Genomic DNA, 21,500 nt, shown 5'->3' with positions numbered 1-21,500 from the left:
GCCACGGCTGCTACGGAGAGGACCGCCGGGCGCGGGTGACGGGCCCGCCGAAGCTCGCCGGCGGCCCGCCGTCCCCGGCACCGCCGTCCAGCAGCACCCCGCCGAGGACGGCCCCGGCGACACCGTGCGCGTACCGGGCCGCCGTGCCGGCGTACGGATTGCCATGCATCCGTACGTCCTGCTCGGCGAGGCCGAGGGCCGCGCGGGCCAGTGTGTCCGCCCGCAGCAGCTCCACCGGATCCCCGTCCTCCACCGCCAGGAGTCGCTCCGCCTCCGTGAGCCGGGTGCGGGCCGTGCCGCCCACCGCGCCCCGGTGCGTCGCGACGAAGCCTGCCGCGGCGGCGGTGGTGGCGCGGGCGGTGAGCAGCGCGGCGGCCGGCAGGACACCGGCCCGCCCGGTCACCAGCGGCGCGGTCGCCCGTACGACCCGGCGCAGCACGTCGAGCGGGTCGTACGGGTGCCCGGAGGTCAGCTCGTGCCGTACGGCGGCCAGGGCGGCGTCGGCGTGCAGCACCCGGCCGCGCAGTTCGCCGACCGTCACGTCCAGCCCGAGGGTGTCGGCTCCCGCGATCTCCGCCTCCGCCCCCGTGAGCGCGGCCGGAACCAGCCGCGTGGCCTCGTCCAGTTCGGCGGCGAGCCGGTGCACACCGGCGACCAGGACACCGGCCTGGGCGACGGCGCCCTCGGCGGCCCGCAGCTGAGCGGCGGCGCGCGGGGCGTCCTCCCGGTCGGCGGCCTGCCGGGCTGAGTTCAGACGCGTGGTCGCGAACACGAGCCGGTCCTTGGCCTGCTCCACGCTGCCGGTCACCACGTCCGACGCGGAGGACGCGTACCGGGTGCGCAGGTCCGCGAGGGCCGCCTCGGCCGCGCCGGTGCGCCCGGCCAGCTCCCGGAAACGTTCCTCCGCGAGGGCCAGCGCCTCGCTCGGGTCCTCCTCCAGCCCCCGCAGCCGGTCGAACGCGGCGGCCTCGGCATCCAGCAGCCGCCCCGCCTCCTCGCACCGACCGACGATCCCGGCGAGCGTGTGCAGCCGGGCGGTCCCGTCGGCCGGCTCGCCCTCGTCGTACCGCTGCCGCATCCGGAACGCCGTGGCCAGCTCGGCGGCCGCCGCCCGCACGACGCGGCCGGAGGACTCGATACCGCGGGCCCCGGACCGGGCCTCGGCGAAACCGAGTTCCTCCCGGCAGGTGCGCACCCAGTCGTCGGCCTCGGCGAGCAACGCGAGCGCCCGTGAGTCGAGTGCGTCGGGCGCCGCAGCCACGGCCCCGGGCGCCGTTTCCCCGCGCCCCCCACCCGGCGTGGTCCGCTCCCGCGCCCTCCGTGTGCGCCGCACGTACCCGTATCCGGCGAGCACGGCGGCCGCCACGACGGCCACGAGCGGCAGCACGAGGTCAGCGACCGAGGCCCCTTCCACGGCCCCGCTCGCGACGGGCCCCTCGCCCGTGATCGCAACCGGGGGATCGGTCCGGATCGTCCTCCCCACCAACACCAGCCACACGAAGCCCACCAGTGCATACGCCCACCGCACCCGGCCCCGATCCAAGGATGGCGTCACATTTCGGAGCGTATGGCCGAGACCGCGTCCACGCGACCTCTGCGCACCCACCCCGGCACACGTGAGGCAGACCGACCATCGAGGGGGAGACGAGCATGAGCACCACAGGAAATCCGGAGGAGACCGCGGCGGCACCGGAGGAGACCGCGGCGGCACCGGAAAAGTCGCTCAGCGGCGCGATCGGCACGGCGCAAGACGCGTCCGCCGACGGCGGGGACGCCCCACCGGGGCCACCCGCACCCGACGATGAAAGCAGCACGGGTGGTGCGGGCGGGAACGAAGACCGGGACGAAGGCGAAGCCGAGGCCCGAAAACCACCGCGCCGCGGCCGCTGGCTCAGACGCACCGCCCTGGCCCTCACCCTCGCCCTGCTCCTCCCCCTCCTCGCCTCCCAGATCGCCCTCCGCCTCAACTACACCGGCACCCCGGCGAACGGCACCCACACCCGCGACCGGGACGCCATCTGGCTGGGCCACGCCTGGGTCGACGGCCGCAAGAAGGACGCCGACATCACGGCCCTCGCACACCGCCTGAAAGGCACCGGCATCCGCGACCTCTACGTCCACGCCGGCCCCCTGGAACACAACGGCACGCTCCCCGAATCCGCCTATCCCAACGCCCGTTGGCTGATGGACGCCGTACACCGTGAGATACCCGGCGTCCGCGTCCAGGCCTGGCTCGGCGACGTCCTCGCCACGGAGACCCCCGACGGGATGCGTCTGGAGCGCGCGAAGACCAGGGACGCCGTCGTGCAGTCGACGCGCGAGATCCTGACCGCCGGCTTCGACGGCGTCCACTTCGACCTGGAGCCCCTCCACTCCGACGACGGGAACTACCTCACCCTCCTCGACTCCCTGCGCAAGGTCACCCGCGCCCGGGACGCACAGCTGTCGATCGCCGCCCACCAGATCGACCCGCTGCCGGGCTTCCACTCCTTCTGGGGCACGGTCGCCGGACACCCGAAATGGTGGTCGCAGAAGTTCTTCGGGCAGGTCGCGCGTCGCGTCGACCAGATCGCGGTGATGTCGTACGACACCATGCAGCCGTTGCAGAGCACCTACGGCGGCTATGTCGCCCAGCAGACCTCGCTGGCCCTGGAGGTGACTCCGAAGTCCACCGACCTGCTGATGGGCCTGCCCTTCTACCACGAGAACCGCTTCGGACACTGGAACCACGCCGAGACCGTCCCCGCCGCCGTCCGAGGCGTCCGCCTGGGCCTCTCCCGCACGGACGCGGACCGCGCCAACTTCGGGGTCGCCCTGTACGTGGACTTCGCGGCCGAGGAGAAGGACTGGAGGGCGTACCGGGACGACTGGGTGCGCTGAGAAGGGCCTGAAACCACCTGAAAAGAACCTGCGGTCACCCGGACGGAGTGCGAGGATCCGCCGGGTGACCACCACCCGCAAGCACCTGACCCGCGAAGACCTCGCCCCCCTCACCCGCGCCGCCCTCGGCCCCGCCCGCACCCTCACCGCCGTCACCCGACTCCGCGGCGGCACCAAGAAGGGCGTCTACCGCCTCACTCTGGACGACGACTCCACAGCGATCGCCTACGTCTGGTCGCAGGACGAGGACTACTGGGACGCCGGCCCGAGCGACCTCCGCGACCCCTTCTCCCACGGCACCGGCCTCGACCTGTTCACCGCGGCGAACGCCCGCCTGACCGGCGCGGGCGTCCGCACACCGCGCCTCCGGCACGCCGACGCCACGCACAGGCACCTTCCCGCCGACGCGGCGATCGTCGAGGACCTCACCGGTGGCAGCCTGGAGGAAGCGCTGCGCCGCGACCCGGACACGGGAGCCACCGCGCTGGCCCGATTCGCCGACACCCTCACCGCACTGCACGCCCATGAGGGCCCCACCTTCGGCAAGGTCGCCCTCGTCGACAGCGGTGGGGTGTCCTCCGCCGACTCCTGCGAGCAGCGCGTCACCGACGGCGCCCTGCGCGACATCGCGGCGACCGCCGTGCGGGACGCACGGATCGCCGCCGTACGGGACGACCTGGAGGCCCGGCTGCGGGAACTGGCCGCCGGGGTCCGCCCCCGCTCCCGCCACACCCTCATCCACGGCGAACTCGGCCCCGACCACGTACTGCTGGACGCCGACGGCCACCCGGCCCTCATCGACATCGAGGGCCTGATGTACTTCGACGTGGAGTGGGAGCACGTCTTCCTGCGGATCCGCTTCGGGCGGCACTACGACGCCCTCGGCGCCCCCGCCCTGGACGAGGACCGGATGAACCTCTACCGCCTCGCCATGCACCTGTCCCTGGTCTCCGGGCCCCTCCGCCTCCTCGACGGCGACTTTCCAAACCCTGGTCCGATGCAGGCCATAGCCGAGTCAAATCTCTTGCGGGTGCTGGAACTGCTGGAAGGATGACCGGCATGCACGAGGCGTTGGTGGCAGCGGGGCTAGTGGTGTTGACGGCCGGAGCCGTGTGCGGCGCAGCCGCGATCATCACCGGCTGGATCCTGCCCGGACCGGGACGCGCCAAGGTGCTCCGGCCCAAGGTGTGGGGGTACGGAACGCTGATCGGTATGGCCGGGTTCGGCACGTTCCTCTTCCTCGGCCCGCTCCGGGGACCGGACATCCGCAACGCCCCCTTCGCGCTGACGGGCATGGCCGTGGCCTTCTTCGGCCTGTACGTACAGCGGCAGGCCATGAAGCCGGCTACGAAGACCTCCTCCTGATCTTCGACCCCAGCCACACCAGCGGGTCGTACTTGCGGTCCACCGCCCGTTCCTTCAGGGGAATCAGCGCGTTGTCCGTGATCTTGATGCCCTCCGGACAGACCTCCGTGCAGCACTTGGTGATGTTGCAGTAGCCGAGGCCGTGTTCGTCCTGGGCGGTCTTCTTGCGGTCGAGGCCGGTCTCGGCGGCGGCGTCCAGCGGGTGCATGTCCAGCTCCGCCACCCGCATCAGGAAGCGCGGTCCCGCGAACGCCGTCTTGTTCTCCTCGTGGTCGCGGACCACATGGCAGGTGTCCTGGCACAGGAAGCACTCGATGCACTTGCGGAACTCCTGCGGACGGTCCACGTCCTCCTGGAACATCCGGTACTCACCGGGCCCGACCCCGGCGGGCGGCACGAACGACGGGACCTCGCGCGCCTTCCGGTAGTTGAAGCCGACGTCCGTCACCAGGTCCCGGACCACGGGGAAGGCGCGCAACGGTGTCACCGTGATCGTCTCGTCCCGGTCGTAGACCGACATCCGGGTCATGCACATCAGCCGCGGCCGCCCGTTGATCTCCGCCGAGCACGAACCGCACTTGCCCGCCTTGCAGTTCCAGCGGACCGCCAGGTCGGGCACCTGTGTCGCTTGGAGACGGTGGATGATGTCGAGGACCACCTCGCCGTCGTTCACCTCGACCTTGAAGTCCTCCAGGCCGCCGCCCTGCCCGTCCCCGCGCCACACCTTGAAGTGGGCCGTGTAGCCGCTCATTCGTACAGCTCCTCTTCGGCGAGGTACTTGACCAGCTCCTCCTTGTCGAAGAGGGCGAGCAGGTCCCGGCGGATGGGTTCGGTGGTCTCCCGGGCGAGGGTGATCTGGCCGCGCACCGGGTCGGTGGCCGCGAGGCCGCCCGTCGGGTCGGTCAGCCGGCACAGCAGGTTGATCCGGCGCCACTCGCGGTCCATCGACGGATGGTCCTCGCGGGTGTGTCCGCCGCGCGACTCCGTGCGCTCCAGCGCGGCCCGCGCCACGCACTCGCTGACCAGCAGCATGTTCCGCAGGTCCAGGGCGAGGTGCCAGCCCGGGTTGAACTGGCGGTGCCCCTCCACACCGGCCCGGCGGGCCCGTACCCGCAGATCGGCGAGCCGCTCCAGCGCCTCGGCCATCTCGGCCTCGCGGCGGATGATGCCGACCAGGTCGTTCATGGTCTGCTGGAGTTCCTGGTGCAGGGTGTACGGGTTCTCCGGCGGGCCCGCGGACGGTTCCTCGCCCTCCGCGGAGAACGGCCGCAGGGCCTCAGCGGCTGCGCTGTCGATCTGGACGTCGTCCACCGGGGGGCGCGTGCCCAGGGTCTGTGCGTACGCGGCGGCGTGCCGGCCCGCCCGGCGCCCGAAGACCAGCAGGTCGGAGAGCGAGTTGCCGCCGAGCCGGTTGGAGCCGTGCATCCCGCCGGCCACCTCACCGGCCGCGAACAGCCCCGGCACCCCGCGCGCGGCGGCGGACTCGGAGTCGACCGCGATGCCGCCCATCACGTAGTGGCAGGTCGGGCCGACCTCCATCGCCTCGGCGGTGATGTCGACGTCCGCCAGCTCCTTGAACTGGTGGTACATCGACGGCAGCCGGCGCCGGATCACCTCGGCGGGCATCCGCGTCGACACGTCGAGGAAGACGCCCCCGTGCGGGGAGCCGCGGCCCGCCTTCACCTCGGCGTTGATCGCCCGGGCGACCTCGTCGCGCGGCAGCAGCTCGGGCGGGCGCCGGTTGTGGTCGGGGTCGTCGTACCAGCGGTCGGCCTCGTCCTCGGACTGGGCGTACTTCTCCTTGAAGACGTCCGGGACGTAGTCGAACATGAACCGCTTGCCGTCGGAGTTCCTGAGCACCCCGCCGTCGCCGCGCACCGACTCGGTGACGAGGATGCCCTTCACCGACGGCGGCCAGACCATGCCCGTCGGGTGGAACTGCACGAACTCCATGTTGAGCAGGGGCGCGCCCGCGAGCAGGGCCAGCGCGTGACCGTCGCCGGTGTACTCCCACGAGTTCGACGTGACCTTGAAGGACTTGCCGATGCCGCCGGTCGCGATCACCACGGAGGGGGCTTCGAGGACGAAGAATCGGCCGGTCTCGCGTTCGTAGGCGAAGACGCCGCTGACGCGTGAGCCGTCCTTGAGGATCCGGGTGACCGTGCACTCCTGGAAGACCTTCAGACGGGACTCGTAGTCGCCGGTCTCCCTGAAGTCCTCCTGCTGGAGGGAGACGATCTGCTGCTGGAGGGTGCGGATCAGCTCCAGGCCCGTACGGTCGCCGACGTGCGCCAGGCGCGGGTACTCGTGGCCGCCGAAGTTGCGCTGGGAGATCCGCCCGTCCTTGGTGCGGTCGAAGAGCGCGCCCCAGGTCTCCAGCTCCCACACCCGGTCGGGGGCCTCCTGGGCGTGCAGCTCGGCCATCCGCCACTGGTTGAGGAACTTGCCGCCGCGCAGGGTGTCGCGGAAGTGGACCTGCCAGTTGTCGTGCTCGTTGGCGTTGGCCATCGCCGCCGCGATGCCGCCCTCGGCCATCACCGTGTGGGCCTTGCCGAACAGGGATTTGCAGATCACGGCCGTACGGGCGCCGCGCTCGCGGGCCTCGATGGCGGCGCGCAGGCCCGCGCCGCCGGCACCGACCACGACGACGTCCCACTCCTGACGGTCGACCACGGACATCACAGGGCCCCACTCATCTAGAAGAAGCGCGGATCGTCGAAGACACCGGACGCGACGAGATAGACGTAGAAGTCGGCGAGCGCCACGCTCACCAGGGACGCCCAGGCCAGCAGCATGTGGCGGGCGTTGAGCTTCCCGACGAACTGCCACATGCGGTAGCGCACGGGGTGCCGGGAGAAGTGCTTGAGCTTGCCGCCGACGATGTGCCGACAGGAGTGGCAGGAGATCGTGTACGCCCAGATCAGCACGATGTTGGCCAGGAAGACGAGGGTGCCCAGGCCCATGTGGCCCCACGCGTAGTGCTCGTCGCGGAAGGACAGCACGGTGTCGTAGCTGAGGATGCCGGCGACCAGGATCGCCGCGTAGAAGAAGTACCGGTGGATGTTCTGCAGCACCAGCGGGAAGCGGGTCTCGCCGGTGTATTTCTTGTGCGGCTCGGCGACCGCGCAGGCCGGGGGCGAGGCCCAGAAGCCCCGGTAGTACGCCTTGCGGTAGTAGTAGCAGGTCAGGCGGAAGCCGAGCGGGAAGATCAGGATGAGGATCGCCGGGGAGATACCCCACCAGCTCCCGAAGATCTCCCAGTTCGGGCCGCCTCGCATCGTCTCGCAGTTCTCCGCCAGGCAGGGCGAGTAGAACGGCGAGACGTACGGCGCCGCGTAGTAGTCCGCGTTGGCGAAGGCCCGCCAGGTCGAGTACACGACGAAGGCGAGCAGACCGGCCGCGGTGGCGGCGGGTGCCAGCCACCAGCGGTCGGTCCGCAGATGCGGTGCGTCGATCGCGGCGCGGGTACGGGACCGCACGCCGCCGTTGTTCACTTGGGGTTCCGTACCAGTGGCCAACTCAGGACTCCGGTCGGGTCAGGGGGCGCGTCGGTCCCGGGCTCCGAGTCCCTCGTCGTCCGTGTCGATCCACAAGGAGTCGTCGTACGGGGTGTCGGGGATCGTGACGAGCTCGGGTTTGCGGGGCTGATTCGGGTGGGCGGCCGCCTCACGCAGCAGGGCGACACTCTCGCGCAGGTGGTCGGCGTCGGCTCGGACGCGGCGCATCTCCAGGCCGCCGCTGCCGAGCTGCTTCTCCAGGCGGCCGACGGACCGGGAAAGGTCGTCGAGGCAGCGCTGGACGGCTGTCAGGTCGTCGTGCACGGACATGACGTGACCTCACTTCCTCGGGCCGTACGGCCCTGGACGGCAACGTTCATGCGCCTGCGAGTGTTGCGCGTCACACCGGTTGATGTGAAGCCATGTGCAGCGATTGGCGGATTGCGTGCCTTCGGTGCACGCCCGCATGCGCTCTGTGTGCGCCGGGGGCCACGTTGCTCCGCACGGGTGGGCTTCCGTGCCTCCGCCGCCGTGTCGCCCCCGGCTGGCGAACCCTTTCCTCTTCAGTGGGGCCGTAGATCTGGGCCGTAGATCTGATCAACTCCAAAATACCGCCAAATGTGATCAGAACGCACCTGTGTCACCGGCGGGAGCCGCTCCCCGGAGGTACCAGAGATGTCCTACGACGGTGTCGGACCGCGAGCGGTGATGCGCTCGGTGGCCTTCCTCACCACGGGCGCGCTGGCGATGCTCACGCTCGCGGGCTGCGGCTCCGAGGACGAGGCCGGCAAGCCGCTCGCCAAGCAGGACGTCGCCCGCGCGGCACGCGCGAGCATCGCCGAGGGCGGCACCCTGCGCTGGGCCGTGGACGCCGTCCCGGACACCCTGAACACCTTCCAGGCCGACGCGGACGCCACCACCGCCCGTGTCGCCCAGGCCGTGCTGCCGTCCATGTACCGGACGAACGCCAGCGGGCGGCCGGAGCGCAACGCCGACTACCTGGAGAGCGCCAAGGTCGTCGAGACCGAGCCCAAGCAGGTCGTGCTGTACAAGCTCAACCAGCAGGCCGTCTGGAGCGACGGCCGCGAGATCGGCGCCGCCGACTTCGCCGCCCAGTGGCGCGCCCTGTCCGGCAAGGACTCCGCGTACTGGACGGCCCGCAACGCCGGCTACGACCGCATCGAGGGCATCGAGCGCGGCGCCAGTGACCTGGAGGTCAAGGTCACCTTCGCCAAGCCGTACGCCGACTGGCGGTCGCTGTTCTCGCCGCTGTACCCGAAGGACGTCATGGGCACCCCGGACTCCTTCAACGACGGCGCGCGCCGCAAGCTGAAGGTCACCGCCGGGCCGTTCACCGTGAAGAAGGTGGACACCAAGAAGGACAGGGTCAGCCTCACCACCAACCCGCGCTGGTGGGGCAGGCCCGCCAAGCTGTCCGAGATCCAGCTGCGGGCCGTTCCGCGCGCCGAGCGGGCCGCCGCGCTGGCGGCCGGTGAGCTCGACCTGGCCGAGATCGACCCCGCCACCGCCCAGCGCGTCCGCAGGGGGACCGACGGGCTGCGCGGCTTCCAGGTCCGCAAGTCGCTGGAGCCCGCCTACACCCAGCTCGCCCTCAACGGCTCCGCCGGCCCGCTCGCCGACGAGCGGGTGCGCCGGGCGGTGGCCCGCGCCCTGGACCGCAAGGAGCTCGCCGAGGTGGTGCTGAAGCCGCTCGGCCTGCCCGCCGTCCCCGTCGGCAGCCACCTAGCCCTCGCCGGACAGGCCGCCTACGCCGACAACAGCGGCGCGCTCGGCGGCCAGGACACCGATGAGGCGAGGGCGCTGCTCGCGGACGCCGGCTGGGTGCCGGGCGGCCCGGTCAAGAAGCAGAAGAAGGACGAGGAGGCGGCCGGCCCCAAGGGCAGGAAGGCCCAGAGCGAGAAGTCCGGCCGGGACAAGAAAGGCGAGGAGCAGTCCGACGGCGGCGACGACGGCACGTACATCGTCGGCGAGGACGACAAGGCGCGCCGTGCGGCGGCCCGCGGCCACGAGGACGAGCACGGTGAGGGCCGGCAGCTCGCGCAGGACGGCTCCCATCCGCAGGCCCAGCAGGGCGGTGCCCCCGGCGCCTACGCCCCGAAGGGGACCGCCGCCCCCGCGGGCCACGCGGTCAAGACGCTGGCCAAGAACGGCAAGGCGCTCACGCTCCGATTCGTGCTGCCCTCAGGGGCGGGGTCGGAGCCCCTGCGGGCCGTCGCCGACCGCGTCACCAGCATGCTGAAGCGGGTCGGCATCGGCACGGAGATCAGCAAGGTCTCGGACGAGAGCTACTTCAAGGACCACATCGCCTCCGGCCAGTACGACCTCGCCCTGTACTCCTGGCCCTCCTCCGCCTTCCCGGCCACCGACGCCCGCCCCATCTACGCCAAGCCCGTCCCGGCCGCCGACGGCTCGCTGAGCGTCGAGCAGAACTTCACCCGCGTCGGCACCGACCAGGTGGACCAGCTGTTCGACCAGGCGCTCGGGACCCTGGACGAGGACGAGGCACGCTCCCTCATCCGCAAGGCGGACTCCCGCATCTGGGCGGCGGCCGGGTCGATCCCGCTCTACCAGCGGCCCCAGCTCACCGCCGCGTGGAAGACCGTCGCCAACGCCGGCGCGTTCGGCTTCCGCACGCCGGTCTACGAGGACATGGGCTTCCTCAAGAAGGGGGCGAAGGCGGCGCCGAACCCGTCGAAGTCCTGAGCCCGACGGGGCTCCGGACGGGGCTGTGGGGGCCGCTCCTTCCGGGGCCACGTACCATGGGGTGAGGCCGTGGCGTGTTCAGCCCGGCAGGGTCCGCGTAACACAGACGTACGCGTCGGCCTTCCTCACACTCCAGGAGTACGCCTTCATGGCCACGCGCCACGACATCCGCAACGTAGCCATCGTCGCCCACGTCGACCACGGCAAGACGACCATCGTCGACGGCATGCTGAAGCAGGCCGGTGCCTTCGCCGCCCATCAGCTCGAAGGCGTCGACGACCGCATGATGGACTCGAACGACCTGGAGCGTGAGAAGGGCATCACGATCCTCGCCAAGAACACGGCGGTGAAGTACCACCCCAAGGACGGGGGGGACGTCATCACCATCAACATCATCGACACCCCCGGTCACGCCGACTTCGGCGGCGAGGTCGAGCGCGGTCTGTCGATGGTGGACGGTGTCGTCCTCCTCGTCGACGCCTCCGAGGGCCCGCTCCCGCAGACCCGCTTCGTGCTGCGCAAGGCGCTCCAGCAGCGGCTGCCCGTCATCCTGTGCATCAACAAGACGGACCGCCCGGACTCCCGGATCGACGAGGTCGTCAACGAGACCTACGACCTCTTCCTCGACCTGGACGCGGACGAGGAGCAGATCGAGTTCCCGATCGTCTACGCCTGCGGCCGTGACGGCATCGCCTCGCTGACCAAGCCGGAGAACGGCACGGTCCCGGCGGACTCCACCAGCCTGGAGCCGTTCTTCTCCACCATCCTGCAGCACATCCCGGCCCCGACGTACGACGAGGAGGCCCCGCTCCAGGCGCACGTCACCAACCTGGACGCCGACAACTTCCTCGGCCGTATCGCGCTGCTCCGTGTCGAGCAGGGCGAGCTGCGCAAGGGCCAGACGGTCGCGTGGATCAAGCGGGACGGGACCGTCGGCAACGTCCGCATCACCGAGCTGATGATGACGGAGGCGCTCACCCGCAAGCCCGCCGAGAAGGCCGGCCCGGGTGACATCTGCGCGGTCGCCGGTATCCCGGACATCATGATCGGCGAGACCCTCGCGGACCCCGAGAACCCGATCCCGCTCCCGCTGATCACGGTCGACGAGCCCGCGATCTCCATGACCATCGGCACCAACACCTCGCCGCTGGTCGGCCGTGGCGGTACCGGCAAGGGCGCCGACAACAAGGCGGCCGTCAAGGATCGCAAGGTGACCGCCCGTCAGGTCAAGGACCGCCTCGACCGCGAGCTGATCGGTAACGTCTCGCTGCGTGTCATCGAGACCGAGCGTCCCGACGCCTGGGAGGTCCAGGGCCGTGGTGAGCTCGCGCTCGCCATCCTGGTCGAGCAGATGCGCCGCGAGGGCTTCGAGCTGACCATCGGCAAGCCGCAGGTCGTCACCAAGGACGTCGACGGCAAGGTCTACGAGCCGGTCGAGCGCATGACGATCGACGTGCCCGAGGAGCACATGGGCGCGGTCACGCAGCTCATGGGTGTCCGCAAGGGCCGTATGGACAACATGTCGAACCACGGCTCCGGCTGGGTGCGCATGGAGTTCGTGGTGCCGTCCCGCGGTCTCATCGGCTTCCGGACCGAGTTCCTGACGCAGACCCGCGGCACCGGCATCGGCCACTCCATCCACGAGGGCTTCGAGCCCTGGTTCGGCACGCTGCAGACCCGCAACAACGGCTCCCTGGTCGCCGACCGCGCCGGCGCCGTCACCGCCTTCGCGATGACGAACCTCCAGGAGCGCGGTGTGCTGTTCACGGACCCCGGCACCGAGGTCTACGAGGGCATGATCGTCGGTGAGAACTCGCGCTCCGACGACATGGACGTGAACATCACCAAGGAGAAGAAGCTCACGAACATGCGGTCCTCCTCGGCCGACTCGTTCGAGGCGATCGTCCCGCCGCGCAAGCTCTCCCTGGAGCAGTCGCTGGAGTTCTGCCGCGACGACGAGTGCGTCGAGGTCACCCCGGAGGCCGTTCGCATCCGCAAGGTGAACCTGGACGCCCGCGAGCGCGCCCGCGCCGCGAGCCGCGCCAAGCACGGCTGATCACCGGTCTGTTGAGCCCGGGCGTCCCCCGTCATGGGGGGCGCCCGGGCTTTTCCGCATCCCTTTCGGCTGTGACGGAATTGAGATGCGAAAGACGGTGGTCGGCAGGTTGCCCGATGGCTGATAGTAGCGGCGTAGTCACGCACCTGTCCCACGTCCACATCCACACCTGTGAAATGGGCGCAATGTGACAAGTCCTACGGAGTTACAGACCGGGCAGCCGATCGGCCGGTCACCAGGCCGGCTGATGTGGATCCGCTTCAAGCGGGACCGCACCGGAGTGATCTCGGCCTGTGTGGTCGTCTTCTTCTTCCTGATCGGACTGCTCGCTCCGCTGGTCTCCAAGCTGTACGGCAAGGACCCGTACACGGTGTACGCCGACGAGCGCCCCGAACTCTTCGACAGCGCGGGCGTGCCGGTGCAGCCCAACGGCGGCATCAGCGGCGAGTTCTGGTTCGGCCTCGAACCCGGCAACGGCTACGACGTCTTCACCAAGCTCCTCTACGGCATCCGGACGTCACTGATGATCTCGGTCGCCGTCACCCTCGCGACCGTGCTCACCGGCATCCTCCTCGGCGTCACGGCCGGCTATCTCGGCGGCAGGGCCGACTACTTCATCAGCCGGGTCATCGACTTCCTGCTGGCCTTCCCGGCCCAGCTGTTCTTCATCGCCAGCATGCCGGTCGTGGTCTCACTGTTCGTCAGCCCGAGGGACGAGACACCGGTCTACGTCCGGGTGGTCGCCCTCATCGCCGTGCAGTGGTTCCTGGGCTGGATGAGCCTCGGACGCATCCTTCGCGGGACCACCCTCGCCCTGCGGGAACGGGAGTTCATCGAGGCGGCCAAGGTCAGCGGCGCCCCGCCCTGGCGGATCATCCGCAGGGAGATCCTGCCGAACGTGGTCACGCCGATCCTGGTGCAGGGCACCTATATGCTCCCCAACTTCGTGACCGCAGAGGCCGGACTGTCCTTCCTGGGCGTCGGCATCGTCGAACCGACGCCGGACTGGGGGCAGATGTTCTCCAAGGCGTCCACCGAACTCGTGATGCAGAACGACATCACCTACATGTTCTTCCCCGGCGTCTCGATGATCATCTTCATCGTGGCCTTCAACCTGCTCGGGGACTCGGTCAGGGACGCGTTCGACCCCAAGACGGCGCGCTGACCTGCATGTTCCGGGTTCCTTCGCACTGATGACAACAGATGGGTGGAAACCGAGTGATGAGTAGGAGCGGACGACGTCACTTACACGCCGCGGCCTCGGTGCTCGCGGCCGCGGCACTGGTGCTGACCGGGTGCAGCTCCGGCGGCAGCAAGACCGGTGGTGACGACAAGGAGCAGCGGCAGAACGCCGAACGCCAGAAGGCGTTGATCAAGTTCGGTGACGCCGCGGCCTCCAAGGGCCCCGCCGCCGAGGTCCCGGGCGCCAAGCCCGGCGGCACCGTCTCGGTGCCCGCTCGCGACAGTTACGCCCACCTCGACCCGGCCCAGATCTACGTCTTCAACGAGATGCAGGTCGCGCTGCTGCTGCACAGAGGGCTCACCGGCTACAAGGCGACCAGCGACGACGGCAGCAAGCACGAGATCGTCGGCGACCTCGCCACCGACTCGGGCACCACCTCGGACGGCGGAAAGACCTGGAAGTTCACGCTCAAGGACGGCATCACGTTCCAGGACGGCTCCGCGATCACGTCCAAGGACATCCGGCACTCCGTCGAGCGGCTCTTCGCACCCTTCATCAACCAGGGCCCGCCGTACCTCCAGCAATGGCTGGCCGACACCCCGGGCACCGACTACCGCAAGCTGCTGCCGGACGGCCCGTTCAAGGGCAAGCACCTGCCGGACACCATCCTGCAGACGCCGGACGAGAAAACCGTCGTCTTCAAGTTCAAGAAGCCGCACCCCGACCTGCCGTACGCGCTGGCCATGCCGGGCTACGCCGTCGTCTCCCAGAAGGGCGACACCAAGGAGAAGTACGACAAGGCCCCGGTGACGACGGGTCCGTACAAGATCCAGTCCTTCCGGTCCGGCAAGTCGATGGTGCTGGTGAAGAACACCAACTGGGACCCGGCCACGGACCCCATCCGCCACCGGTACGTCGACCGGTTCAACATCACCTTCAACCAGCAGTACGAGGACTCCACCAAGGCCCTCATCGCCGACACCGGCGCCGACCGGACCGCTGTGAGCTGGCAGAACTCGGTCGACGCGGGCAACCTCTCGAAGGTCCTGAACGACCCGGGGATGAAGTCCCGCACGGTCATCGGCTACCAGCCGTACGTGGGCCAGATGAACATCAACCTCAGTCACAAGGCGATGCAGGACAAGAAGGTCCGCGAGGCCATCGCCTACGCCCTGCCGACCTCGGCGTTCCAGCGGGCCTACGGAGGCAGCGCCGCGATGGAGACCCCGGGCGGCATCATCAGCCCGACCGTCAGCGGCTACGACCCCTCCTTCGACCCCTGGGGCAAGAAGAAGAACCCCGGCGGCGACCCGGCCAAGGCCAAGAAGCTCCTCCAGGAGGCCGGCAAGGTCGGCATGAAGCTGACGTTCGGCTACATCAACTCCCAGGAGGGCCAGGCCTACTCCACCGCCATGGCGGCGGGCCTGAAGAAGGCCGGGTTCGACGTGCAGCGCCAGGAGGTCCCGGCCGAGACCTACTACGACCAGGTCAGCAAGCTCGACAACAACTTCGACATCTTCAACACCAACTGGGGCGCCGACTGGCCGTCCGCCTCGACCGTCATCCCGCCGTGCTTCGACGGCCGGGCGATCGCCGACGGCGCGCAGAACTACTCGCAGGTCAACGACCCCAAGGTCAACAGCGAGATCGACCGGATCAACAGGGTCACCGACCCGGCCGAGGCCGCGGCCGAGTGGGGGAAGCTCGGCGAGTACCTCGTGAAGGACGTCATCAACGTCGTCCCGACCGGCTACTTCAAGCAGACCCAGATCGCCGGATCCAGGATCGGCGGCCTCGTCTACGACGACGTCATCGGCGGCGTCGACCCGCGCCGGCTGTACGTCAAGTAACCCGCCCACCGGGTATCCGGCGCGCCCCTGACGGTGTGCGCCGGGTGCCCTCCGGCCCGCTGAGAGCTGCCTCTGCCATGCTGCGCTTCCTTCTGCGCCGGTCGCTCGGCGCCGTCGTCATCCTCTTCCTGCTGAGCATCGTCGCGTTCCTGCTGTTCTTCGGAATGCCCCGTGACCCGGCGCTGCTGATGTGCGGCAAGACCTGCACCCCGGCCAACCTCGAGAACCTCCACCACGTCCTCGGCCTCGACAAGTCGATCCCCGAGCAGTACGGGATCTTCCTGCACAACCTGGTCCTGGGCAGCGACGGGTTCGCCCAGGGACCCTGCCCCGCACCGTGCTTCGGGTACTCGTACCACACCAACGAGCAGGTCTGGGGCACCCTGATGGACCGGCTGCCCATCACCGTCTCGCTCACCCTGGGCGGGGCCGTCTGTTTCCTCGTCATCGGTCTCGGCACCGGACTGATCGCCGCCTGGAAGCGCGGCACGCTGGTCGACAAGACGTTCACCGCCGGCGCGATGGTGATCAGCTCGATGCAGATCTACTTCCTCGGCCCGCTCGCCCTGGCGGTCCTCGTCTACCAGACCCACCTCTTCGAGAAACCCGCTTACCACGAGTTCACCGCCGACCCGGCCACCTGGTTCACCGGGCTGATCATCCCGTGGGTGGTGCTCTCCACGATCTTCGCCTCGCAGTACACGCGTATGGCGCGCTCGTCGATGATCGAACAGCTCCAGGAGGAGCATGTGCGCACCGCCCGCGCGAAGGGCATGTCACGCCGGTACGTCTTCTTCCGCTACGCCTGGCGCGGCTCCCTGATCCCCATCGTCACCATCTTCGGCATCGACCTCGGCTCGCTGCTCGGCGGAGCGATCATCACCGAGTACACCTTCGGCCTGCCGGGACTCGGCCGGCTCGCGGTGGAGTCGGTCTTCTTCAGCGACCTGCCACTCCTGCTGGGCGTGATGCTGTTCTCCGCCACCATGATCCTGCTGTGCAACATCGTCGTCGACGCCGCGTACGCCTACATCGACCCGCGCGTGCGGCTGGCCTAGGAGCACTGACGTGACCCCTGCGTTCCTCTCGGTGCGGGACCTGCACGTGAGTTTTCGGACCGAGGACGGTGTCGTCCGGGCCGTCGACGGGCTGTCGTTCGACCTCGACCAGGGCAAGACCCTCGGCATCGTCGGCGAGTCGGGCTCGGGCAAGTCCGTCACCAACCTGACGATCCTCGGCCTGCACAACCCGCTGTTCACCACCGTCGAGGGCGAGATCGTCCTCGACGGCCAGGAGCTCACCACCGCCCACGAGTCCGAGCTGGAGAAGCTGCGCGGCAACAAGGTCGCGATGATCTTCCAGGACCCGCTGAGCGCGCTGTCCCCGTACTACACCGTGGGCCGGCAGATCGCCGAGCCGTACATGAAGCACACCGGCGCCTCCAGGAAGGCCGCCTGGAAGCGGGCCGTGGAGATGCTCGGCAAGGTGGGCATCCCCCACCCGGCCGAGCGCGCCAAGGACTACCCGCACCAGTTCTCCGGCGGTATGCGCCAGCGCGCGATGATCGCGATGGCGCTGATCTGCGACCCCGACCTGCTGATCGCCGACGAGCCGACCACCGCCCTCGACGTGACCGTGCAGGCCCAGATCCTCGACCTGCTCAAGGACCTCCAGCGGGAGTTCGGCACGGCCATCATCTTCATCACGCACGACCTGGGTGTCATCGCCGACATGGCCGACGACATCATGGTGATGTACGCGGGCGGCGCGATCGAACGCGGCACGGTGCGCGAGGTGCTGCGCTCACCGCGACACCCGTACACCTGGGGCCTGCTCAACTCGATGCCCCGCCTGGACTCCGACCTGAGCACCCCGCTGAGCCCCGTCCCGGGCGCCCCGCCCTCGCTGCTCACCCCGCCCCCGGGCTGCCGCTTCCACCCCCGCTGCGCCTTCCAGGACCGCGTCGGCGGCAACCGCTGCGTCACCGAACGGCCGCTGCTCGCCCCCGACCGGGCCTCCGCGTGCCACTTGACGGCGCAGCAGAAGCACACCATCTTCATCGACGAGATCAAGCCCCGTCTCCGCCACGGCCAGGAGGACACGGCATGACAGAGGACCCCGTCCTCCCCGCACCGCGCGAAGCCACCGACGAGGCGGCCCGGGAGCCGCTGCTGGTGGTGGAGGGCCTCACCAAGCACTTCCCGGTCAAGGGCGGCTTCCCGGTCCGCCGCACGGTCGGTCAGGTCCAGGCCGTCGACGGCATCGACCTGACCGTGCACGTCGGCGAGAGCTTCGGCCTGGTGGGGGAGTCGGGCTGCGGGAAATCGACGACCGGACGCCTGATCACCCGTCTCATCGAACCGACGGCGGGGACGATCACGTACCGCGGGCGGGACATCGGCCATGCCTCGCGCAAGCAGCTGGCGCCGATCCGCTCCGAGATCCAGATGATCTTCCAGGATCCCTACTCCTCGCTGAACCCGCGGCAGACGGTCGGCAAGATCGTCTCGGGTCCGATGGAGATCAACGGCATCGAGCCGGACGGTGGCCGCGAGAAACGGGTGCGCGAGCTGCTGGAGATCGTGGGTCTCAACCCCGAGCACTACAACCGCTTCCCGCACGAGTTCTCCGGGGGCCAGCGCCAACGTATCGGCGTGGCGAGGGCGTTGGCGCTCGAACCCAAGCTGATCGTGGCCGACGAGCCGGTCTCCGCGCTGGACGTGTCCATCCAGGCGCAAGTGGTCAACCTGCTCCAGAAGGTGCAGCGGGAACTGGGCATCGCGTTCCTGTTCATCGCCCACGACCTCGCCGTCGTACGGCACTTCTCGCAGCGCGTGGCGGTGATGTACCTCGGCAAGGTGATCGAGGTCGGCGACCGCGACTCCATCTACACCCGCCCCCGCCACCCCTACACCCACGCCCTGCTGTCCGCCGTACCTGAGGTGAACGTCACCGACGAGGACACCGGCGGGCGGGAGCGGATCAGGCTCGCCGGTGACGTGCCGTCGCCCATCAATCCGCCCTCCGGCTGCCGCTTCCGCACCCGCTGCTGGAAGGCGCGGGACAGGTGCGCGGCCGAGGAGCCCCCGCTGGTCCAGCTGTCCGGCAACCACGACGGCCACCTGACGGCCTGCCACTTCCCGGAGGACCCGACGACCGCGCGCGAGGAGGACATCGTCCTGGACCCGGCACTCGCGGCGCTGGAGGGAGAGTCCAAGTAATCGCTGTACAGCGGGTGTTGTGATCAGCAATGCTCATGGGGATGACCAGAATCGACGACATCCCGACCGCGTGGGACGAGCGCACCCAGCTCACCACGTTCCTCGACTACGCCCGTGACACCGTCCGCGCCAAGTGCGAGGGCGTCTCCGCGGAGAACGCGCGCAGGTCACTCCTGCCCACCTCGCCGCTGATGACCCTGAGCGGGCTGGTCAACCACCTCCGCTGGGTCGAGTACTACTGGTTCCAGGTGGTCTTCCTCGGCGAGGAGGACGAGGGCCCCTGGACCGAAGAGGACCCCGACCGCGAGATGCGCATCGCCGTCGACTTCCCGATCGAGCAGCTGCTCGACGAGTACGCCGAGCAAAGCGCCCGCTACCGGGAACTGGTCGCCGGGAACGACCTCGACACCAAGGCCAAGCGCGCCAGAGGCGGCGGCAACCTCGTGGACCTGCGCTGGATCCTCCTCCACCTCACCGAGGAGACGGCCCGCCACAACGGCCACATCGACATCCTGCGCGAACTGGCGGACGGCACGACGGGCGACTAGCGCGCCCCCTGAAGACGGCTCAAGGCCCGCGCCGTGTCGGCGCGGGCCTCGTACCGGTGTCGGGGAGAGTGCGGTCAGGCCGCCGGCTCGGAGTCCTTGGCGAGGCGGGGGGCCGGCACGGTCTCGGCCGTCTCGGGGTAGTGGCAGGCGGTCAGGTGACCCGCCTTGTTGCCCTCGACCTGCACCAGCGGGGGAGCCTCGCTCGCGCACTTCTCCGTCGCCTTCCAGCAGCGGGTGCGGAAGCGGCAGCCGGAAGGCGGGTTGATCGGGGACGGCACGTCGCCCTGGAGCCGGATGCGCTCGCGGGCCGGGGTCTCTTCCACGGTCGCTTCGGGCACGGCCGACAGCAGCGCCCGGGTGTAGGGGTGGCGCGGGTTGCCGTACAGGTCGTCGCGGTCGGCGATCTCCACGATCTTGCCGAGGTACATGACCGCGACGCGCTGCGAGAAGTGCCGTACGACGGCGAGGTCGTGCGCGATGAACACGAAGGCGATGCCCAGGTCCCGCTGGACCTTCTGGAGCAGGTTGACGACCTGCGCCTGGATGGACACGTCGAGCGCGGAGACCGGCTCGTCGGCCACGATCAGCTTGGGCTGCAGAGCCAGGGCGCGGGCGACACCGATGCGCTGGCGCTGGCCGCCGGAGAACTCGTGCGGGAAGCGGTTGTAGTGCTCGGGGTTGAGGCCGACGATCTCCAGGAGTTCGCGAACGCGCTTCTCACGGCCGCCCGCCGGGTTGATCTCGTTGATCTCCATCGGGCCCGCGATGATCTTGCCGACCGTCTGCCGGGGGTTCAGTGAGGCGTACGGGTCCTGGAAGATCATCTGGATCTCGGATCGGACGGGCGCCAGCTGCTTGCGTGTCGCGTGGGTGATGTCCTGACCCCGGTAGGAGATCTTTCCGTCGGTCGGTTCCATCAGGCGCGTGATCAGGCGTCCGGTCGTCGACTTGCCGCAGCCGGACTCGCCGACCAGGCCGAGGCTCTCGCCCTCGGCCACCTGGAAGTCGAGGCCGTCGACAGCCTGCACCGCGCCGATCGTGCGGCGGATCGGGAAGCCGCCCTTGACCGGGAAGTGTTTGGTCAGACCGCTGACGTCCAGGAGGGGGGTGTTGCTGCTCATGTGGTGAAGTCCCGTCTCTTGTACGTCAGTTGGTGCGGGCCGCGGCGAAGTCGGCGAACCACTCGCGCTTCTGCTCGTCGGTCAGGTGGCATGCCGAGCCCCGCCCGTCGACGACTTCCAACGCCGGCCGCTCAGTCGAGCAGAGCCCGCCCGAGACCTTGTCCGCGAACGCGCACCGAGGGTGGAACCGGCAACCGGGCGGCGGGTTGAGCAGGGACGGAGGCGATCCGGGGATGGGGGAGAGCGGCACGTCGACCGGGCCGTCCAGGCTCGGCATGGAGCTCAACAGGCCCAGGGTGTACGGATGCCGCGGGGCGCGCAGGACTTCCTTCTTGCTGCCCCGCTCCACGCACCGACCGCCGTACATCACCAGTACATCGTCCGCGACGTCGGCGATGACGCCGAGGTCGTGCGTGATGAAGATGATGGCTGTGCCGAACTCCTGCTGGAGGTCCTTGAGCAGGTCCATGATCTGGGCCTGCACCGTCACGTCGAGCGCTGTGGTCGGCTCGTCCGCGATCAGCAACTCGGGGTCGCAGACCAGCGCCATCGCGATCATCGCGCGCTGGCGCATACCGCCGGAGAACTGGTGCGGATAGTCGTCCACCCGGACGTCCGGCTGCGGGATGCCCACCCGGCGCAGCATCTCCACCGCCCGCGCCCGCGCCTCCTTCTTGGAGACGCCGGTGTGCTTGCGGTACGTCTCGCCGATCTGGGCGCCGATGGTGTGGTACGGCGACAGCGACGCCAGCGCGTCCTGGAAGATCATGGACATCTTGTTGCCGCGCAGCTGCTCCATCTCCCGCTCGGTGGCGGTGATCAGCTCCTTGTCCTCGAGCACGATGGCGCCGTCGATCGTGGTGTTACGGGGGTCGTGCAGACCCAGGATGGCCATGTTCGTCACGGACTTGCCGGATCCGGACTCACCCACGATGCCGAGGGTCCTGCCCTTTTCCAGGTCGAAGGACAGCCCGTCGACGGCCTTGACGACGCCGTCCTCGGTGGAGAAGTGGACGCGTAGGTCGCGGACGGAGAGGAAGGGAGTGCTCATGGTC

The 21,500-nt window shown here is 69.6% G+C and carries 18 protein-coding genes; 11 read left to right on the top strand and 7 right to left on the bottom strand.

Annotated elements, in window-relative coordinates; genetic code table 11:
* Positions 1-10: 10 nt before the first annotated feature.
* Positions 11-1,555 carry a hypothetical protein gene (locus IG99_RS21320; RefSeq protein WP_037676331.1) on the bottom strand — a complete coding sequence of 515 codons (1,545 nt, stop codon included), beginning with the start codon at positions 1,553-1,555 and terminating at the stop codon, positions 11-13.
* 95 nt (positions 1,556-1,650) lie between these two features.
* Between IG99_RS21320 and IG99_RS21315 the strand changes: the two genes are divergently transcribed.
* The 3 genes from IG99_RS21315 to IG99_RS21305 all read left to right on the top strand — a co-directional run bounded on the left by IG99_RS21315 (position 1,651) and on the right by IG99_RS21305 (position 4,245).
* Positions 1,651-2,880, top strand: a complete 1,230-nt coding sequence (locus tag IG99_RS21315; protein WP_037676329.1) for a glycoside hydrolase family 18 protein — start codon at positions 1,651-1,653, stop codon at positions 2,878-2,880.
* Positions 2,881-2,944: 64 nt separating this feature from the next.
* Complete coding sequence (locus IG99_RS21310) at positions 2,945-3,934, top strand: phosphotransferase family protein (RefSeq protein WP_199815571.1); 990 nt, start codon at positions 2,945-2,947, stop codon at positions 3,932-3,934.
* A gap of 5 nt (positions 3,935-3,939) precedes the next feature.
* A complete protein-coding gene (locus IG99_RS21305; protein ID WP_158973215.1) occupies positions 3,940-4,245 on the top strand; it encodes a hypothetical protein in 306 nt (101 codons plus the stop codon).
* Here IG99_RS21305 and IG99_RS21300 read toward each other — a convergent pair.
* From IG99_RS21300 to IG99_RS21285, 4 genes are read right to left on the bottom strand one after another with little or no spacing between them, the layout of a single operon-like run.
* Positions 4,226-4,996 (bottom strand): succinate dehydrogenase/fumarate reductase iron-sulfur subunit, encoded by a 771-nt coding sequence (locus IG99_RS21300; RefSeq protein ID WP_037676325.1) that lies wholly within the window; start codon positions 4,994-4,996, stop codon positions 4,226-4,228. The two genes, IG99_RS21305 and IG99_RS21300, sit on opposite strands and share 20 nt — an antisense overlap.
* Positions 4,993-6,924 carry a fumarate reductase/succinate dehydrogenase flavoprotein subunit gene (locus tag IG99_RS21295; protein WP_037676323.1) on the bottom strand — a complete coding sequence of 644 codons (1,932 nt, stop codon included), beginning with the start codon at positions 6,922-6,924 and terminating at the stop codon, positions 4,993-4,995. The genes IG99_RS21300 and IG99_RS21295 overlap by 4 nt, the downstream gene beginning before the upstream one ends.
* A 17-nt stretch (positions 6,925-6,941) precedes the next feature.
* A complete protein-coding gene (locus IG99_RS21290; RefSeq protein WP_037676321.1) occupies positions 6,942-7,763 on the bottom strand; it encodes a hypothetical protein in 822 nt (273 codons plus the stop codon).
* An 18-nt stretch (positions 7,764-7,781) separates the two neighbouring features.
* Positions 7,782-8,072 (bottom strand): hypothetical protein, encoded by a 291-nt coding sequence (locus IG99_RS21285; protein ID WP_037676319.1) that lies wholly within the window; start codon positions 8,070-8,072, stop codon positions 7,782-7,784.
* A 345-nt stretch (positions 8,073-8,417) separates the two neighbouring features.
* Here IG99_RS21285 and IG99_RS21280 point away from each other — a divergent pair, with 345 nt between their 5' ends.
* The 8 genes from IG99_RS21280 (at position 8,418) to IG99_RS21245 (ending at position 19,324) form a co-directional block, all read left to right on the top strand.
* Positions 8,418-10,466: an ABC transporter family substrate-binding protein gene (locus IG99_RS21280; protein WP_037676317.1), complete on the top strand. Its 2,049-nt coding sequence runs from the start codon at positions 8,418-8,420 to the stop codon at positions 10,464-10,466.
* A gap of 148 nt (positions 10,467-10,614) precedes the next feature.
* Positions 10,615-12,522, top strand: coding sequence for a translational GTPase TypA (gene typA, locus IG99_RS21275; RefSeq protein WP_037676315.1), 1,908 nt, complete (start codon positions 10,615-10,617; stop codon positions 12,520-12,522).
* A gap of 187 nt (positions 12,523-12,709) precedes the next feature.
* Positions 12,710-13,687 carry an ABC transporter permease gene (locus IG99_RS21270; protein WP_051865705.1) on the top strand — a complete coding sequence of 326 codons (978 nt, stop codon included), beginning with the start codon at positions 12,710-12,712 and terminating at the stop codon, positions 13,685-13,687.
* A gap of 56 nt (positions 13,688-13,743) precedes the next feature.
* Positions 13,744-15,555, top strand: coding sequence for an ABC transporter substrate-binding protein (locus IG99_RS21265; RefSeq protein WP_037676309.1), 1,812 nt, complete (start codon positions 13,744-13,746; stop codon positions 15,553-15,555).
* A 77-nt stretch (positions 15,556-15,632) separates the two neighbouring features.
* Positions 15,633-16,613 (top strand): ABC transporter permease, encoded by a 981-nt coding sequence (locus IG99_RS21260; protein WP_037676307.1) that lies wholly within the window; start codon positions 15,633-15,635, stop codon positions 16,611-16,613.
* Between the two features lie 10 nt (positions 16,614-16,623).
* Positions 16,624-17,664, top strand: coding sequence for an ABC transporter ATP-binding protein (locus IG99_RS21255; RefSeq protein ID WP_037676305.1), 1,041 nt, complete (start codon positions 16,624-16,626; stop codon positions 17,662-17,664).
* On the top strand, positions 17,661-18,776 hold the full coding sequence (locus tag IG99_RS21250) for an ABC transporter ATP-binding protein (RefSeq protein WP_037676302.1): 1,116 nt from the start codon (positions 17,661-17,663) through the stop codon (positions 18,774-18,776). Before IG99_RS21255 ends, IG99_RS21250 begins: the two co-directional genes overlap by 4 nt.
* Before the next feature lie 41 nt (positions 18,777-18,817).
* Positions 18,818-19,324: a DinB family protein gene (locus tag IG99_RS21245; protein WP_037676549.1), complete on the top strand. Its 507-nt coding sequence runs from the start codon at positions 18,818-18,820 to the stop codon at positions 19,322-19,324.
* A 74-nt stretch (positions 19,325-19,398) separates the two neighbouring features.
* On the opposite strand, the gene IG99_RS21240 is transcribed toward IG99_RS21245, so the two are convergent.
* Both IG99_RS21240 and IG99_RS21235 read right to left on the bottom strand, forming a co-directional pair.
* Positions 19,399-20,445, bottom strand: coding sequence for an ABC transporter ATP-binding protein (locus tag IG99_RS21240; RefSeq protein ID WP_037676300.1), 1,047 nt, complete (start codon positions 20,443-20,445; stop codon positions 19,399-19,401).
* Between the two features lie 25 nt (positions 20,446-20,470).
* Entirely contained in the window at positions 20,471-21,496 is a 1,026-nt protein-coding gene (locus IG99_RS21235) for an ABC transporter ATP-binding protein (RefSeq protein WP_037676298.1), read from the bottom strand.
* Positions 21,497-21,500: the final 4 nt, after the last annotated feature.

The sequence above is a fragment of the Streptomyces griseus subsp. griseus genome (assembly GCF_000720255.1).
Lineage (GTDB): Bacteria > Actinomycetota > Actinomycetes > Streptomycetales > Streptomycetaceae > Streptomyces > Streptomyces griseus_I.
The sequence above is the reverse complement of the archived record's forward strand: the minus strand, read 5'-3'. Positions and strand labels throughout refer to the sequence as shown.

What these genes read in the sequence shown, in the direction of transcription:
- IG99_RS21315 (WP_037676329.1), top strand. Translation starts at nt 1,651, where the DNA reads ATGAGCACCACAGGAAATCCGGAGGAGACCGCGGCGGCACCGGAGGAG.
- IG99_RS21305 (WP_158973215.1), top strand. Translation starts at nt 3,940, where the DNA reads ATGCACGAGGCGTTGGTGGCAGCGGGGCTAGTGGTGTTGACGGCCGGA.
- IG99_RS21300 (WP_037676325.1), bottom strand. Translation starts at nt 4,996, where the DNA reads ATGAGCGGCTACACGGCCCACTTCAAGGTGTGGCGCGGGGACGGGCAG.
- IG99_RS21295 (WP_037676323.1), bottom strand. Translation starts at nt 6,924, where the DNA reads ATGTCCGTGGTCGACCGTCAGGAGTGGGACGTCGTCGTGGTCGGTGCC.
- IG99_RS21285 (WP_037676319.1), bottom strand. Translation starts at nt 8,072, where the DNA reads ATGTCCGTGCACGACGACCTGACAGCCGTCCAGCGCTGCCTCGACGAC.
- IG99_RS21280 (WP_037676317.1), top strand. Translation starts at nt 8,418, where the DNA reads ATGTCCTACGACGGTGTCGGACCGCGAGCGGTGATGCGCTCGGTGGCC.
- typA (WP_037676315.1), top strand. Translation starts at nt 10,615, where the DNA reads ATGGCCACGCGCCACGACATCCGCAACGTAGCCATCGTCGCCCACGTC.
- IG99_RS21265 (WP_037676309.1), top strand. Translation starts at nt 13,744, where the DNA reads ATGAGTAGGAGCGGACGACGTCACTTACACGCCGCGGCCTCGGTGCTC.
- IG99_RS21260 (WP_037676307.1), top strand. Translation starts at nt 15,633, where the DNA reads ATGCTGCGCTTCCTTCTGCGCCGGTCGCTCGGCGCCGTCGTCATCCTC.
- IG99_RS21250 (WP_037676302.1), top strand. Translation starts at nt 17,661, where the DNA reads ATGACAGAGGACCCCGTCCTCCCCGCACCGCGCGAAGCCACCGACGAG.
- IG99_RS21245 (WP_037676549.1), top strand. Translation starts at nt 18,818, where the DNA reads ATGACCAGAATCGACGACATCCCGACCGCGTGGGACGAGCGCACCCAG.
- IG99_RS21240 (WP_037676300.1), bottom strand. Translation starts at nt 20,445, where the DNA reads ATGAGCAGCAACACCCCCCTCCTGGACGTCAGCGGTCTGACCAAACAC.
- IG99_RS21235 (WP_037676298.1), bottom strand. Translation starts at nt 21,496, where the DNA reads ATGAGCACTCCCTTCCTCTCCGTCCGCGACCTACGCGTCCACTTCTCC.